The sequence below is a fragment of the Bacillus cereus group sp. N8 genome (assembly GCF_016483685.1).
Classification (GTDB): domain Bacteria; phylum Bacillota; class Bacilli; order Bacillales; family Bacillaceae_G; genus Bacillus_A; species Bacillus_A proteolyticus.
The window spans coordinates 104498-119850 of record NZ_JAEHBK010000013.1 but is presented as its reverse complement, the minus strand read 5'-3'; the positions used below and the strand labels follow the sequence as shown (position 1 = coordinate 119850).

Here is a 15353-nt window from a genome sequence, read left to right as displayed (position 1 = left end):
TTTGCGAGAATCCTCCGAAATGTAATACGGACTTTAAATACTTTCATTTATAATTCTCTATTTGTCTATACTTTTCATATCGCTGTTGTATAAGCTCTTCCGAGGATAATAGTATCAATTTTTTTAGAGATGATTCGATTACAGATTCAATCATTTTTGCCTGTGATTTTATATCATTTTGTGCTCCACCTTTAATTTCAGGAATGATTTCATCAATAATTCCTAAATGTTTTAAATCTTTTGCTGAAATTTTCATATGTTCAGCAGCTTCTGGAGCATACTTAGCGTCCTTCCATAGGATAGATGCTGCTCCTTCTGGCGAAATTACCGAGTACCATGAATACTCTAACATATGGATATGGTTACCGACACTAATGCCAAGAGCTCCACCACTTGATGCCTCTCCAATTACAATACAAACAATTGGCACTTTAAGTGTAGCCATTTCAAATAGATTTCGAGCTATCGCTTCAGAAATTCCACGTTCTTCAGACCCTTTCCCTGGATAGGCGCCTATTGTATCAATAAATGTAATAATAGGGCGATTAAATTTATCAGCTTGTTTCATAAGTCTTAGCGCTTTTCTATAACCTTCTGGATGTGCCATTCCAAAATTTCTTTCTATACTTTCCTTTGTATTTCTACCTCTTTGATGACCAATAACCGTAACGGGCATCCCTTTAAATTTTGCAATACCACCTATCATTGCTTTATCATCACCATATAATCGATCACCATGAAGTTCGAGAAAGTTTGTAAACAATAAAGGTATATAGTCCAATGTCGTGGGCCGGTTACGTAGCCTTGCAATTTGAACTCGTTGAAAAGATGTAATATTAGAATAAATTTTATCTTGCATTTTATTTAAACGTTTTTCTAATACATGAATTTCTGACGATAAATCTACATTATTTTCTTTCATAATTTTCTTTAATTCATCAAATTTCTCTTTTAATTCAATAATAGGACGTTCAAAATCCAAACTCATTTTATCCTCCAAATGTTATGATTTACCTCACTCTAATCAAAAGGCTTAGAAATAGAATCAATAAATAATTCAAAACCATCCACAACTATTTTTTGTTCTGATTCTGATAAATTATTGAGAATACTTTGATAAAATGTAATGGATTGCTCTCTTAAGCAATTAACAGTTATGTGACCTTTTTCTGTGAGGTGCAGAAAAAGTTCTCTTCTATTTTTTTCATTTACTTCACGATAAATAAGCCCCTTTTTTACTAACTTATCTACCAATCTACTTACAGTTGAAGTCTCTAATCTAAGTTTATTGGATAGTTGCCAAACAGTTAATTTTTCCACCTCTAGTTCTTCTAACGCCATCATTTGAGAAGTTGGTAAAGGTTTTTCAAATGGTCCATTGGGCAAATTTTGAGATTCAAAAACCCCAGTTATTATAATCATTTTCTTAATATCTGTTCTTAGTTTTAAGGCATCTTCTCTTTTCAAAAAGGTCACCCTCCTACAACTATTGTATTATACATCAATTGTATTATACATGAATATGATTTTTTCACAAGCTTAACGTAAGCCAATATTACAACATGGACGAGATATTTCTTCTTGTTAAAATGGTATAAGTGGATTGTTTTCTACAAATGGCAGAACATCAATTATGTATCAGGGGCCTTTATGAGGTACCGCTCATCGAAATCAAGCTAAGAAAATAAAACTACCCCAAACAAGAAAATGTACATTTCCTCCTGGAGATGTCAATTTTTTCGTTTTGGGGTATTCGCTTTTCTTAGCTTGATGGCGATGGGGGATTTTGATTCTTTAGCTTGATGGCGATGTGGCGGTACCCCATATAAAGAAATTTTAAACATCTTAATCTGCCTTTCCTTTATGTAAATATAGCAACAATGAAATTACCCCAAGGATAGCTAAACAAGCTCCAATCCATAGCGGAGATACAAAACCATATCCTTTACTGATCCCAAGACCACCTAATGACGAACCAATAACAATACCTAGCGTAATAAAAGAACTATGAACGGTATTTATCATTATTCCATTACTAGCTGATTTCATCACCCTCGCAACCATAGCTGGATTCAATGCTACACCAGTTAAACCAATAAAAATCGTAGAAATAACTGCAATGTATTTATTCTCTGCACTTAAAGCAAATAAAGACAACGCTATGATTAATATAATTAATCCACCCATAAGTATTTTCATTGTAAATTTATCAGCGAACTTGCCAATTATTATATTCCCAATTACCGTCGCGCTACCATAGAGAGCAAGTAAATATGGAATGCTTGTGCTTGAAAATCCTGTAACATTTGTAAAGGTTGGAGTGAAATAACTAAATGCTGCAAACGTACCACCAATAATGAACATACTTGTTACGTACGCTGCCCAAAGATGAATATTCTTAAATCGCAGAAGTTCGTCTTTCCAATTTAATTGCTCTTTATTTGAAGATGATGGTAACAACCGTTGAACCATAATCCCTGATACTAGCACAAGAACAGAAACAGCCCCCTTATTCAAGTTGCCTAGCGAAAAAATCACGTTTTAATAGACTTCTTTATCATGCCTACCTTTCTATAAATTACCAGATATGAAACAAGGATCGTTTCATAACTAGTAATTTACTTGATTAGCTTGATGGGTATGGAGTAGTACCCCTATAAACAAAACCCACCAGAAACATCTAAAATCTGCCCCGTTACCCAGCGACTATCAGAAGAGGCAAGGAACGCTACTGCATCTGCAATATCTTCAACTTGCCCTATTCGTCCAAACACAGATGAATTCGTAGCAAAATTTTGTATTTCCGGATTATCTAGCAATTTTGCATTCATATCTGTCTTCGTATACCCAGGCATAATTGTATTCACTGTTATGCCTCTTTCTCCAAGATGTTTAGCTAGAGGCAGTGTCATCGTATTTAATGCCCCTTTACTTAAACCGTATGCAATTGATCCTGTAAAACCAAGTCGTACTTCTGCTGATGAAATGTTAATAATGCGCCCTTCCGCTCGTATTAATGGTAATGTTTGCTGAATTAAGAAGAAAGGCGCCTTAATGTTTACGGCGAGAATTTCATCAAAAACTTCTTCAGTCGTATTTTCAATCGTTCCTTGTGTACCTATGCCTGCATTGTTTACTAAAATATCAATCTCTGATGTACCAACTCTTGTTTGCAGTTCATTCTCTAATCTCTCTACTAGCCTTTTGACACCATCAATTGAATTGAGTTCAGCTTCAATTAAGAAAGCTTTCCCTCCATTAGATTCAATCTCTTTAATCGTTTCATCTGCAGCTGTTTTATTTCGGCCGTAGTGAATTGCAATTAATGCCCCGTCCTTCGCCAATCTCATTGCAATAGCACGGCCAATTCCGCGACTCGCCCCTGTTACAAACGCTACTTTTCCATCAAGATTCTTCATATATTTCCATCCTTCCTAAATTTCCGTTTGATAAATGCTATACTTATATTTTCATGCAAACACCAATAATTTTAAATATAGATTTATAGGTAATTCAGTTCGTTCGCTTATGATATTATAGTTATAATTCGTGGTTTACTTTAGAAAACCAAACAAGGAGGCTACACAATGCAAAACGCTGTAAAACTGGATGAAATTGACCATAAAATAATGAACTTGTTGTATGAAAATGCGAGAATTTCCGTTTCAGAAATAGGACGAATTATATCCATGACGCAGCCTGCTGTAAAAGAGCGTATTAATAAACTTGAAGATCAAGGAGTTATAGCGGCTTACCGAACGAAATTTGAGCCTTCCAAAATTAATAAAAACATTCAAGCATTCATTATGTTTAAAACGAGCCAATGCTCTGATTTTATCCAATATTGTAATGCCGCTCCTGAAGTAACAGATTTATATCGAATTAGCGGCGAATTTAATTATATGATGAAGGTCATGAGCGATTCGATGGATTCTCTCGCTACATTTTTAGACTCTTTAATGCAATTTGGATTATCATCTCCTTTAATTGTATTAAAGAGTGAGTTTGAGGAGAAATTGTCGTTCTAATAAAGGGGTACGTAACAGTAAAAGTTTCTCTTTCTTGAGAAAAACCAACAAAATCAATGATTAGTAAATAAAAAAGAACATTGAAATATCAATGTTCTTTTTTATATCTCTACTTATTAATTAGATTGCTCTTCGAAAAGAGCACCTTAATCCCCTTATCCCTGATTCCTCTGCGCCTCTCTAAACTCCTCCTTCACCTTCTCTAACAGCCCTTCTTCTGTAATTAATCGATACGCTGTATTCGCTAGTGCTTTTGCAGATGTAACAAGTGCTTTGTCTCCTAATTCTGAACGTGCTGCTTCTCTAAATTCATTTGTATGCGCAATTAAGTCATCTGGACCGATTTTAATATATGGGTGAATTGTCGGTACAACTTGGCTTACGTTTCCTGCGTCGGTTGAACCGATGCCAAGTCTTTCTTTACGATTTACTTCTTCACCTTGTAATTCTAGTTCTTCAGCTACGATGTCGTTATATGTTTTTGTTACGAGTAGTTCATCGATTTCATTTTGGAATTGATGGATTTTTACTTTCGTACCTGTTGCTAACGCTGCTCCTTGTGCAATATTTTTCACTTTTTCTGTTACTTCTGCACATCTTTTTCGCGTTGCTGCGCGGATGAAGAACCTCGCTGCAGCGTAGTCAGGAATAATGTTAGGTGCTTTTCCACCCTCTGTAATGACGCCATGTATTCTCACGTCTGAGGGAAGTTGTTGGCGAAGTGCGTTAATACTGTTGTACAGCTGAATTACCGCATCTAATGCGTTAATCCCTTCTTCAGGTGAAGCTGCCGCGTGAGCTGTTTTTCCGTAAAAATGAAAATCAAGTGGATCAACTGCTAATGAAGGACTCGTCGTCGCTGTTTTTCCGCTCGGATGAATCATAAGCGCCGCATCGATATTTTTAAATAAACCAGCCTTTACATAACTCGATTTTGCGCTACCGTTTGGCCCGCCTTCTTCTGCTGGCGTTCCAAACACGACAACTTCTCCGCCGATTTCCTCAAGCGTTTCTGATAATGCAATTGCTGCCGCAACGCTAATTGTGCCAATTAAATTGTGACCACACGCATGACCAAGTCCTGGTAAAGCATCATACTCAGCTAAAAATGCGATAACTGGTCCTTGTTTCCCTGAACTTTTTCGTGCGATAAAACCTGTTTCATGTCCAGCAATATTGTGCTGTAACTGAAAACCTGCACTTCCTAGTAATAAACTTAACGTTCTTGATGCGTAAAATTCTTGGTTACCAATCTCCGGATTCGCATGAATATCATGACTTGTTTCTATGTACTTTTCCTTATTTCTTTCTATACTCTCTTCAATTGTTTTTCTTTGTGACGTTACTCCTGTCGCTCCCATTTTTCTTCCCCCTTTTATTTTCACGTAAAAAAGCCTCTTTCTAAAAGATAGAAAGAGGCTTCTGTATATACAGTCAAATGAGCTTCTTTCTTATCTTTCAAGTAAACTTGCTGGAATTGGCACAGTATTCATATAGAATCCGCTGCCGAGGTATCGTAGGGCCAGTCCCTCCACCTCTCGTGATAAGAATTTTCATAAAATTATATTAAATTATTTTTATTCTAAGTTTATTCCGAATAAAAGTCAAGGAATTCCTATCCGAATTTACCGAATATCCAAAAATCCTTTTAATACACCAATCGTTTCCGGCGCTTGTAGTCTTGCACATATATACGGGAATTCCGTGCTCCCTTCAAACATCATTTGAGATGTGAGTGGTGCCCCTGCCCAAAAGATTTCATCATCAATTACTAGGAACGGGAACGCTTTATTTTGTCTTTGTAACTTTACATTTTTTAATGGAACTGGTCCATCACTATAAACTGTTACTTGCGCATTTGTGCGCATTAACGCTTGCCATACTCGTTTATCCACTTGTTTTGTACTTGGAAGTGAAATGATAATTTCTCGTTTTGCCACTAAAATATCTTTTAATAACCCTTTCGGCTCTTCAAGATTCATTTCCATAAACCAGCGTAAACGTTTCGAAATTTTTCGCTCCCACAATTGTCTTGATGTCGTGCGATCATACACATCACCGTGACGTTCTATATGTGCTGTTAATTGTGATAACGCTTGTTTTCTCGAAAGGTTTTTACGCATATAATGGCAATCCGATAATTGAATGAACTTCCCTCTCGCTCTCGTTACTGCTACATTGACGAGGCGATGGTTTTTATGATCAAAGAATAATACACCAGGACGTTCTTGCGGATAACTATCAACCGTATCAAAGATCATCATATCTCTTTCAGAACCTTGAAACTTATGAACTGTTGCCGCTAATACTGGTATGTTTTGATATTTCGTTCTCTGTAACATTTCTCTAATACAAGTTGATAAAAAGCGGGACTGTGCTCGGTACGGTGTAACTATACCAATTGATTGAACACCGTCTAACAGTCCAATTAACATCATTTGCATCGCCACTAAACCAGACATAATATTAAAACGCGAACCAGAAGCAGCGTCTTTTAAAGAAAATGCTCCCATTAAGCTCGTATCAAATAAAACACTCGCCTCATTTGCGAACGGTTGTAGTTGCGCAAGTTCTTTACGCTCTGAAACAGATGGATGATCGTACACTCTATTTTTATAAATAAATGAGTTCGTAAACTTCGATATGTCTGCATGCATACGTCTTTGTTCCTGCAACATAAAAAGGTTTGGATGTGCCTCTGATTTATTTACAGTATCAACAATTCCTGCATGATAAAACATATCTTCGCCGAGCCATTTTCGAACGAGTTCATGGTTCGCCATTGCGATCGGAGGTAACTGTAAAAAGTCACCACAAACGACGATACGTTTTCCAAGTGAAGCTGCTAATGCAATTTGCGGAACATAGGCCATACTTACTTCATCTACGACAACTAAATCAAATGTACGCTCATAAATAAGTGAATCAATGGCACATTTCGATAAAGTCGCACCGATTACTTTCGCATTTTCAATATATTCTTTTTCTACTTCTTTAATTTTCGCTTTTTGCTTTCGAAGTTCACCTTCTATTTCTTGCATACGCTTCTTATCAGCAGAAGTCGCTTTATATGATAAAATCTTTTCACGAAGATCTTGTCGTGTCTCTTCTAAATAGAGTCTCTCTTCTCCCCAAGATCCGTTCGTCGTTTCAACTAATTTCGATGCAAGTAACGTTTCATGATTTCGTATATGTTCATGTTGACTATAACCGTAACGAACAATTTCGCCAGGCGTCCATTTCTTTTTCTTTTCAATTTGCTTCGTTACTTCGCTCATTAATACATCTACTGCCGCATTACTATGAGCTAACACAAGTACCGATTTTCCTTTTTGATAATGCGCCGAAATAATACGTGATAAATTGTAAGACTTCCCTGTTCCAGGTGGTCCCCACACGTACGTTGTCGGGTTGTAAAATGAACGATACGCCAATTCATTTTTCGTATTTTTCATCTTCTCAATATGCCTTGGACTGCTCGTCCCCTCAACAAGACGCTTTATACGATTACGTTTCAGCTTATCCTTACGCGCTTCTTTCAATCTCTCTTGCAGTTGCTCTAACAATTGCCACGGTTCACTATATAAAACCGCTTCTCGTATTTCGCCTTGTATATAATCATTTAACTTCAGTTCTATTTCTAATCCATGTACAGATAGTACTTCCCCTGTCGCTTCCTCACCATCGAACTCAATTCGAATCGGTGAACCCTCAGGTAAGCTTACTTCCGAAATAAGCTGAAATACATACACTGTATTTTCATAATCTGTATATAAAAAACGACCGTTCATGATAGAAATTTTACTACCACCTATCGTTTTCCAATGTTTAATTTCATATGCTAATGCATAGTGCCACTCTTTCATCGTTTCTGATAATGAAGGAGTTTGAGTAAGTGTATTCATCGTATAATCTCCTTCCTTCTCCCAAACATACTTTCTCACTATACCATATAACGCCCTAAAAATTGTAACAATTATATCTTGCTTATTTTCTTAATTTTCCATATTATTTTATATATAATTTTCAGAAAGAAGGGTCGCACATGCCAATTAGAAGAATTGAACACGTAGGACTTATGGTTGCAGATTTAGAAACATCTATTTCATTTTATGAAAAAGTCGTTGGCTTACAGCTCATTAAGCGCATGGGACATCCGAACCCAGATTTAAAACTCGCTTTTTTAGGTGTAGAAGAATCAAAGGAAACGATACTTGAACTAATTGAAGGTTATAACTCTTCCCTTCCAGCCGAAGGAAAAGTACATCACATTTGCTTTAAAGTGGATTCATTAGAAGATGAAATCAAAAGACTAGAAAGCCACAAAGTAACATTTTTACTAGGTGAAGAAATCGAAACATTGCCAGATGGAACACGTTACATATTTTTTGCTGGATCTGATGGAGAGTGGATTGAGTTTTTTGAGACGGAGAGATAGAAAAGGAGCCGGTATTCTGACTCCTTTTTTCGCAAGTGCAGAAACGGTTTGAACACCAGTAACTTTCACCCTGAAAATTCACCAAGATTAAGAAACAATCATTTTGTGAGGAGTAAAGAATGATAAATACAGTCTATATTATTGTTTTTTGGATACTTATACTATTCCCATTCCTGTATGTAATCAAGATAAAGCATTGGAATATAAAAGTAGTTGCCGTATTTGTTGGAAGAATTCTATTAAGTATTATCTTTTTTATAAACGGAATGGTTTTAGGACTGCAACGAAATTGGGTAGAACCTCCCTATGAAAAAGAATGGGATTTCTTTCTAAAGTCTTTGCAGCATGGGAAAACGGAAGCACTTTTAGAGGTATTACTTATAATTATCATTGTCACATTTGACTTACTATTTATATCTTATCATATAAATAAAAAGAAATAGGATGTTCTACCTATAGTTACTAAATAACAGTTTTGTTCATATTTTCGTAATATGTATAGACTGGTATATATATTATAATTATCTTAGCAAATTACAAATAAATTTGCATTTCCTGTGACCCTTACCTCCCAGTAAGGGTCTTACCCTTTTATAAATAACTATTTCAATACAACTTTTTTCACAGTACTTTCACGTCAATTTCACAAATTCAAGAACTCTCATATGTTACACTTAGAATATCCTTTTCCAAGGATCTATGTGCCAATACACGAATCCCTATCTATATAGGGATTTTTTTGTGTGAGATCCCCCTCATCATCAATTTAAGAATTCAAAAAAGAAGGGGATTATCCCCTCCTTTTTAAGCTTGCTCCGACTGTCGGAATTATTTAATATAACCACGATTCAGTTCCGTTAACTTTTCATTGATGTTAAAAATTCTTACTCTAATATCTTTAACACCAGCTTCTTCAAGTCTGTTTTTGTGCATTTCCGCGTATTTTTCAGCATCTTTTGTTTCTTCAAATACATAGATGCCTCCAGCTTCTTTTGTTTCTTGATTCTCTGTCCATATTTTCCAATGGAATCCTTCTTCTTCATTAATACTTTTTGCTAAATCCGAAAACGCCTTTTCCATTTCCTCACCAAAAGGACCTTCAAACGGAAAATCAACTTGTAATAAATATGCCATTTTCACTCACTCCTATTTTCAATATAAAGTTCACGGGGAATTCCTTTGTATAAAAAACTCTTCTCATTCTTTTACTAATTATGATTCGAATGATAGTAATGTCTAAATTCGTATTGCTATTATTCCAGCACTAGTTTGAGACTTTCCCTATTCTTTATTGTATTTAAAAATTAAAGAGTTATTAAAAACTCATTAAAAAGAGCTCTATTTAGGCTTGAGATTCTTACCTATATATTGAACAATTTTTCTAAACTCTGTCGAAGTTGGACGACCAAATGGCATCGTTTGTCTCTGTTGATATAGTAGTTGTCCATTTTTCTTCACAAGAAAGTAGGCTGGTTTTCCATGAGTACCGCGGGCTTCATAAAGGGAGCATCGCCATGATAGAAAACATCATAAGCTTTTAAATCCACCAGATATTCATCTGATAAAATCAGGAACGATAAGTTATTTTCCAATGCCGTATTCCTTAAGAATTATCCGGTTAATTACTGTTTATCTAAATATATTCATACTACTAATTAATAAGCAACGCTATTAGTAGTGCCGACACACTCAAAATGCACGTTAAGGTACGCGTGTGATTCAGCAACGTCCAACGGGATTCAAATTCGACTCTGAGTTCCTCCCATCCAGAATCTCTTACAGGTAGTTCAGCTGAGATAATCGCTCTATTCATCGGAAGGTTTCCTGTGAAAGTGATCAGTAGAGTCGCAACATAACTAATCAATGCGATTAATCCTAAAATGAATTTATCAAATTGCTGTAGGTAAACCGCTAATACAACAAAACCGATTTGCGCTATAAGAGCACCGTTTGAAATGAAGAGAAAAATCGGATTAGCCACTGATGAGGTAATGTGTCTAACCGAAAGAACAAAGGTACGATCATCCGCATTACGAAGACCAGGCATGACAGAATTAGAGTATGCAAAAACGGTTCCAGCAACAATACTTGTTGTCAATATAGCAAGAAACGCTAAGACTTTGAAAAACAATAACTCATTCATACGTTTTCACACCCCCTATCTATAAAATAATTACAAAACGATATCAACTTGAACGCATAAAGTTTAACAGTTTTCGGTTCTGTTTAAAAAATATGATACAAACTTATCCCTATACTAAGGACAAACAAAACAAGCGCAGGTATTGCCTTCTTAAAGGGATCTCTCGCTAGTACAATAAGAGTTAATGCAGCTGCAAGCATCGTACCGCCTAACAATAATCCTGCCAATAAAGCTGCTGTTGGGAACCAAATTCCTATCAACATTCCAATTGCTCCTACAATCTCAAAAGCTCCAGTTAAGAAATTAAAAAACGAAGGTAAACCAAATCGCTTAAACTCATCTGCCATTTTCCCAGATATAATTTTCGTACCTGTCATTAAAAAGAACAGAAACAACACTACTTTTACAATATTGATGAAAATTAAAATAGTAATCACACCTTTCTTATTATTTGATGAAAACTCAGTATTGTTCAGATAGTAATCACTACCTTTACCCTATTTCCTGAGATTGACCATAGGGAAGTCGCTTCAATTTACATTCCCCTTCTTAATATTAAAGGGATGGATTTTACATGCTATAGCATATATAATACAAAAATTTGACTGGTACTAGGCAAAAAGGTGACCCTGAATCAGATATCATACAAAATAAAGCTATCTTCCCATTCCTCCAAACAAACAAAAACTATATGCTATAGCATATAATACATAAAACAAAGTTTGTTCCTTATGAATAGCGTAGCATCAATAAGGAACAAGTATTAATAGCGTGTATCATACAATTTGTTTAATAATGATTGTAATACTTTAATCTCTTCTTCGCTCAAATTACTCGTAACGAAATGGTGAGCGTCTTTCACTACAGGCAAGATTGTTTTCTTTAACTCGTCACCTTTTTCAGTTAAAAAAAGGTTGTGTGAACGCCTATCTTGGTCATTCAAAGCCTTCTTTACAATCCCTTTTCTCTCCATTGACTGTATCATTCTTACGACAGTAGTTTGATCTTTATCAATCGCTTCTGCTAACTCTTTTTGAGTAGTGGCCCTTTGGCTACAAAGAACACTAATAATCCCCCACTGCTCTGGCGTAACTCCAAAAGGCTTTAATTTCTTCGTAAAATAATTGGTCATTTTCACATCAGTACGATGAACAAGATAGCCTATTAAATCATGTAAGTTCATGTATCACCTCTATACATTAAGACATAAAAGGATATAGCATACCAGTCAATTATTCAAAGTGAATGTATTTGTTTTACTAATTACATGCTATGACATATATATATTAAATTAGGTCATTTTAATTGTCAAATGAATTACCTATTATTTTTCTACAGTATCAGTCCAGCTTATTAAAAATAAGGAAATCCCGTATTTAATAAAAATACGGGATTTTTATAAATGAGTTATTCACTTATTCGAAAGAAGTTTATTCGTTACATATTACTGATCTAATTAAGAAAAATTCATATACCAGCCCAAACATCTTTTCCATATCGTCCTTCATCTTGCACACGTTCCAACCAATTCCTTGCTTCTTGTTCACTAACTTCATGAATTTCTTGATATGCTTGACAAAGGGTATCTTCTACGTCAGGAGCCATTTTACTTCCATCACCACATATATAAAGATGAGCCCCATTATCTAATAACGAAATTAAATTCATTCTATCTTGTTTTATTAAATGCTGTACATATGTTTTAGGATGTCCTTCTAAGCGAGAAAAAGCTGTGTGTAAAGAGATTAATCCATCTCTTTCATCATTTTCTAGTTCTGTACGATAGAGATAATCCTTTTCAGGATCACGACAACCAAAGTATAGATGTGCTTGTCCTAAGTTCATACCTTTTTGCTTTTGAACGCGACGCGCTTGTAAGAATCCACGGAATGGTGCAATTCCAGTACCTGGCCCAACCATGATAATTGGTGTTTCTGGATTTTCAGGTAATTGAAAGTTTGATTGTGGCGTTCGAATGAAACAAATAATCTCATCTTTATTATGACGCTGAGCTAAATAATTAGAAGCGACTCCTTCATATGTCCCTTCCCCACTCCATGCAGGCGCATTAACAACACCAACCGTAATGCTCAGACGATCCTGTGCAACGAGTGGAGAGCTTGAAATAGAATAGTAACGCGGTTTGAGCGCCGGAAGAAGTTCTAAAAAGCGTTCAAATCGGATTTCACAAGCCTCATACTTTTCAAGAAGATCCAACATTGAAACACGTTTCTTTAATATTTGTTCATGATAAACTCCGTCTTCCAATAATGATTCCAATTCCTTTTTATGAGGAGGGCATGCTGTGAATGTCACCATTTCTCGTATTTGTGCTCGAGTGGCTGCTTCTTGAACTTCAACACTATAACTAAGAAGGTTATATAAACTAACAGGACTGTCTAAAGGTATGTGATTTACACTTCGTCCACTTGCACTCAGTATGACTTGATCCTTCCCGTTTAATCCAAAGCGTTTTAAAATTCGGTTGACATTTTTCTCACTATTAATTGGCAGCACCCCAAGGTGGTCACCTTCTTGATACGTAGCGCCTTCTGGCAAGGATATCTCAATATGTCGCGTGCTTCTTTCACTGCTAGATGATTGAAGTTCACGATTTTCCAATATAGATGCATAAACTGCTTCATATGTTCGCGCAAGAGGAGATCCTCCAAGACGACTAACAAATTGTAAACTTAATGTACTGCGTTCTTTCTCCACGTTTTTGTTAAGTTCCAATCCAAATGCCTTCATCGCATCAGACCACATACTTTGTTTCCATTGCTCGAGCTGTTCCTCGAAATCACCACTTGCATCCGCTTCTCCACGTGTAGAAAATCTTGTTGCTCCTTTTTGAGCCATTTGCTCATCAATGTATCTTGGAATTCGCTGATAGGTACTAACCCAATTATGATCTCCACAACCAAAAACTGCGTATTGAACACCTTTTAGCTCATCCGGTTTTAATTCCTCCAACCACTGCACAAACTGTCCTGCATTACTTGGCGGCTTTCCATTATAAGAAGAAGTTACAATAAGAACCGCTCCTTCTTTCGGTAGACTTCCAATTCGATCGTTAAGAGCTGCCACTTCCGTTTGAACACCTTCTAAACTAGCTGTATCTGCTAGTTCTCTTGCAATACCTTCTGCTACCCCTGTATCCGAGCCATACAGAACAAGAAGCGAAAGATTATCGGCTCCAATAATAGAAGGAGTCTTCTGAACTTGCTGCTTGATTTCATGGTTTTTCAGTTTCTCCTCTGTAGGCGCAAGAACAGTAGTATGGCTAATAGTTTGATTTCGGGGTAGAATCCTAATTTTAAAATCACCAGGCTTTAGCGTTAATGTTTGTTTTACGTCCAGCTGATAGTCTTGATAATCGATGAATTCAAAGTGTTGAAGAAGCATGCCCATTACGAGTGTGGCTTCATGAAGTGCAAACTGCATACCGATACATGCTCTCTGGCCATTCCCAAATGGCTTATAAGCATGATGAGGAACCTTATCCAGCTCTTCAAATCGTTCAGGTTGGAATTCTTCCACATTGTCTCCCCACGCGTCTTTATCCCTATGCAGCTGTGGAATAAGGACAGAAATACGATCTTCTCCTTTCTTAATTGGATATTTCCCACCAATTACTGTATCTTCTTTTGCATAGAGACTAAATGCTGGAGCAGTAGGCCATAGACGTAGCGATTCATTTAAAATCATCCGAATATACTTCAGTTTCATAACTTGTTGGTATGTTGGAGTCGGATCTGTTAAAACCCGATCTACTTCTTCATAGGCTTTTTTCAATTTATCTGGATTCTTTAATAAAAAATAGATTGCAAAAGATAACAATCCACTTGTTGTCTCATGCCCAGCTATTAAAAAGGTAATAATTTGAAAACGAATATTTTCATCATCTAATTTTTCACCAGTTTCCGGATCCTGCACATTTAACATACGGGAAAGTAAATCATTTTCTTCCTGATTCCCATTACTTTTACGTTCAGCAATAATATTATCTACTAAAGAAAACATAGATTGAATATCATGCTGAAATTGACGTTTCGTTCTCCACATGAGTTTGTCTTCTATATCCAGCCGCTGCAATTGGTGCATCGCCTCATCTAGAGCACGGCTCATGCTAGTAATAAAAGGATGAGGGGTCTCACGATAAAAGCTATTAAATCGGTAATTAAAACCACATAGACCAATTGTATCTAATGTAAGGCGAGTCATATCCTCCGGAACATCTACGTTTTCATTCGGATTAAGTCTTGCCCATTTTTGAACGAGTTGTACGGCAATATCGACCATCATGGTATGGTAATCTTTCATTGCCCGTTGGCTGAATGTAGGCATCAAAATATTATGAGCTTTTTTCCAGTTAGGCTCGTGAGTCTCGCTTGTAAATAATCCGTCTCCAGCAAAGGCACGAACCTTTGCTAAAGCACCCTCTATACTTTTATCGAACCGTGTTTCGTCACAGACTTCTGCTACCAGTTCATGTCCAGAAACGACAATGATGGTATCACCTAAAGTTTGAATTCGAAAAATGGGACCATACTCTTCCGCTAGTTTGATAAAGGATAAGGTCGGTTTATCTTTATCAATTAATGGGAGATTACCCAGCGGTCCATATGTTTTCGGCTGAGGAATGGCAGATACTTCTTTTTCCATTAAAAACACCCTTTCAAAAAAGCATGAAATAAAGTGAAACTTTAATCAGTGGGGGTTTTGTTCATTCTCCACTGATTAT

13 protein-coding genes, 2 pseudogenes and 1 riboswitch are annotated in these 15353 nt (G+C 36.2%); of the genes and pseudogenes, 3 read left to right on the top strand and 12 right to left on the bottom strand.

Annotated features, from left to right (window positions below; all coding sequences use genetic code 11):
• Positions 1-43: 43 nt before the first annotated feature.
• The 4 genes and pseudogenes from JDS80_RS19090 to JDS80_RS19075 all read right to left on the bottom strand — a co-directional run bounded on the left by JDS80_RS19090 (position 44) and on the right by JDS80_RS19075 (position 3419).
• On the bottom strand, positions 44-988 hold the full coding sequence (locus JDS80_RS19090) for an acetyl-CoA carboxylase carboxyltransferase subunit alpha (RefSeq protein ID WP_064470405.1): 945 nt from the start codon (positions 986-988) through the stop codon (positions 44-46).
• Between the two features lie 32 nt (positions 989-1020).
• Complete coding sequence (locus JDS80_RS19085) at positions 1021-1467, bottom strand: MarR family winged helix-turn-helix transcriptional regulator (RefSeq protein ID WP_000817662.1); 447 nt, start codon at positions 1465-1467, stop codon at positions 1021-1023.
• A gap of 378 nt (positions 1468-1845) precedes the next feature.
• Positions 1846-2508: pseudogene (locus JDS80_RS19080) on the bottom strand (MFS transporter); the annotation flags it as partial.
• A 146-nt stretch (positions 2509-2654) separates the two neighbouring features.
• Positions 2655-3419: an SDR family oxidoreductase gene (locus JDS80_RS19075; protein ID WP_199639708.1), complete on the bottom strand. Its 765-nt coding sequence runs from the start codon at positions 3417-3419 to the stop codon at positions 2655-2657.
• Between the two features lie 168 nt (positions 3420-3587).
• Here JDS80_RS19075 and JDS80_RS19070 point away from each other — a divergent pair, with 168 nt between their 5' ends.
• A complete protein-coding gene (locus tag JDS80_RS19070) occupies positions 3588-4028 on the top strand; it encodes an Lrp/AsnC family transcriptional regulator (RefSeq protein ID WP_001178571.1) in 441 nt (146 codons plus the stop codon).
• 155 nt (positions 4029-4183) lie between these two features.
• Here the strand turns inward: JDS80_RS19070 and JDS80_RS19065 are convergent, their stop codons facing one another.
• Together JDS80_RS19065 and JDS80_RS19060 are read right to left on the bottom strand one after the other, a co-directional pair.
• Entirely contained in the window at positions 4184-5389 is a 1206-nt protein-coding gene (locus tag JDS80_RS19065; RefSeq protein WP_199639706.1) for a M20 family metallopeptidase, read from the bottom strand.
• Between the two features lie 87 nt (positions 5390-5476).
• Positions 5477-5578, bottom strand: a riboswitch (SAM riboswitch).
• A 75-nt stretch (positions 5579-5653) separates the two neighbouring features.
• Positions 5654-7933, bottom strand: coding sequence for an AAA domain-containing protein (locus tag JDS80_RS19060; protein ID WP_199639704.1), 2280 nt, complete (start codon positions 7931-7933; stop codon positions 5654-5656).
• A 140-nt stretch (positions 7934-8073) separates the two neighbouring features.
• Between JDS80_RS19060 and JDS80_RS19055 the strand changes: the two genes are divergently transcribed.
• Together JDS80_RS19055 and JDS80_RS19050 are read left to right on the top strand one after the other, a co-directional pair.
• Positions 8074-8466, top strand: coding sequence for a VOC family protein (locus tag JDS80_RS19055; protein ID WP_199639701.1), 393 nt, complete (start codon positions 8074-8076; stop codon positions 8464-8466).
• Between the two features lie 119 nt (positions 8467-8585).
• Positions 8586-8909, top strand: coding sequence for a hypothetical protein (locus JDS80_RS19050; protein ID WP_199639699.1), 324 nt, complete (start codon positions 8586-8588; stop codon positions 8907-8909).
• A 385-nt stretch (positions 8910-9294) separates the two neighbouring features.
• Here the strand turns inward: JDS80_RS19050 and JDS80_RS19045 are convergent, their stop codons facing one another.
• The 6 genes and pseudogenes from JDS80_RS19045 to cypD all read right to left on the bottom strand — a co-directional run bounded on the left by JDS80_RS19045 (position 9295) and on the right by cypD (position 15274).
• Positions 9295-9600 (bottom strand): monooxygenase, encoded by a 306-nt coding sequence (locus JDS80_RS19045; protein WP_071746567.1) that lies wholly within the window; start codon positions 9598-9600, stop codon positions 9295-9297.
• A gap of 204 nt (positions 9601-9804) precedes the next feature.
• A pseudogene (locus tag JDS80_RS31550) lies at positions 9805-10052 on the bottom strand (peroxiredoxin); the annotation flags it as partial.
• 65 nt (positions 10053-10117) lie between these two features.
• Positions 10118-10609 (bottom strand): anthrone oxygenase family protein, encoded by a 492-nt coding sequence (locus JDS80_RS19040; protein ID WP_098889573.1) that lies wholly within the window; start codon positions 10607-10609, stop codon positions 10118-10120.
• A gap of 83 nt (positions 10610-10692) precedes the next feature.
• Entirely contained in the window at positions 10693-11043 is a 351-nt protein-coding gene (locus tag JDS80_RS19035) for a DoxX family protein (protein WP_071746578.1), read from the bottom strand.
• 329 nt (positions 11044-11372) lie between these two features.
• Positions 11373-11792, bottom strand: a complete 420-nt coding sequence (locus JDS80_RS19030; protein ID WP_071746565.1) for a MarR family winged helix-turn-helix transcriptional regulator — start codon at positions 11790-11792, stop codon at positions 11373-11375.
• Positions 11793-12076: 284 nt separating this feature from the next.
• Positions 12077-15274 carry a bifunctional P-450/NADPH--P450 reductase gene (gene cypD, locus JDS80_RS19025; RefSeq protein WP_199639697.1) on the bottom strand — a complete coding sequence of 1066 codons (3198 nt, stop codon included), beginning with the start codon at positions 15272-15274 and terminating at the stop codon, positions 12077-12079.
• Positions 15275-15353: the final 79 nt, after the last annotated feature.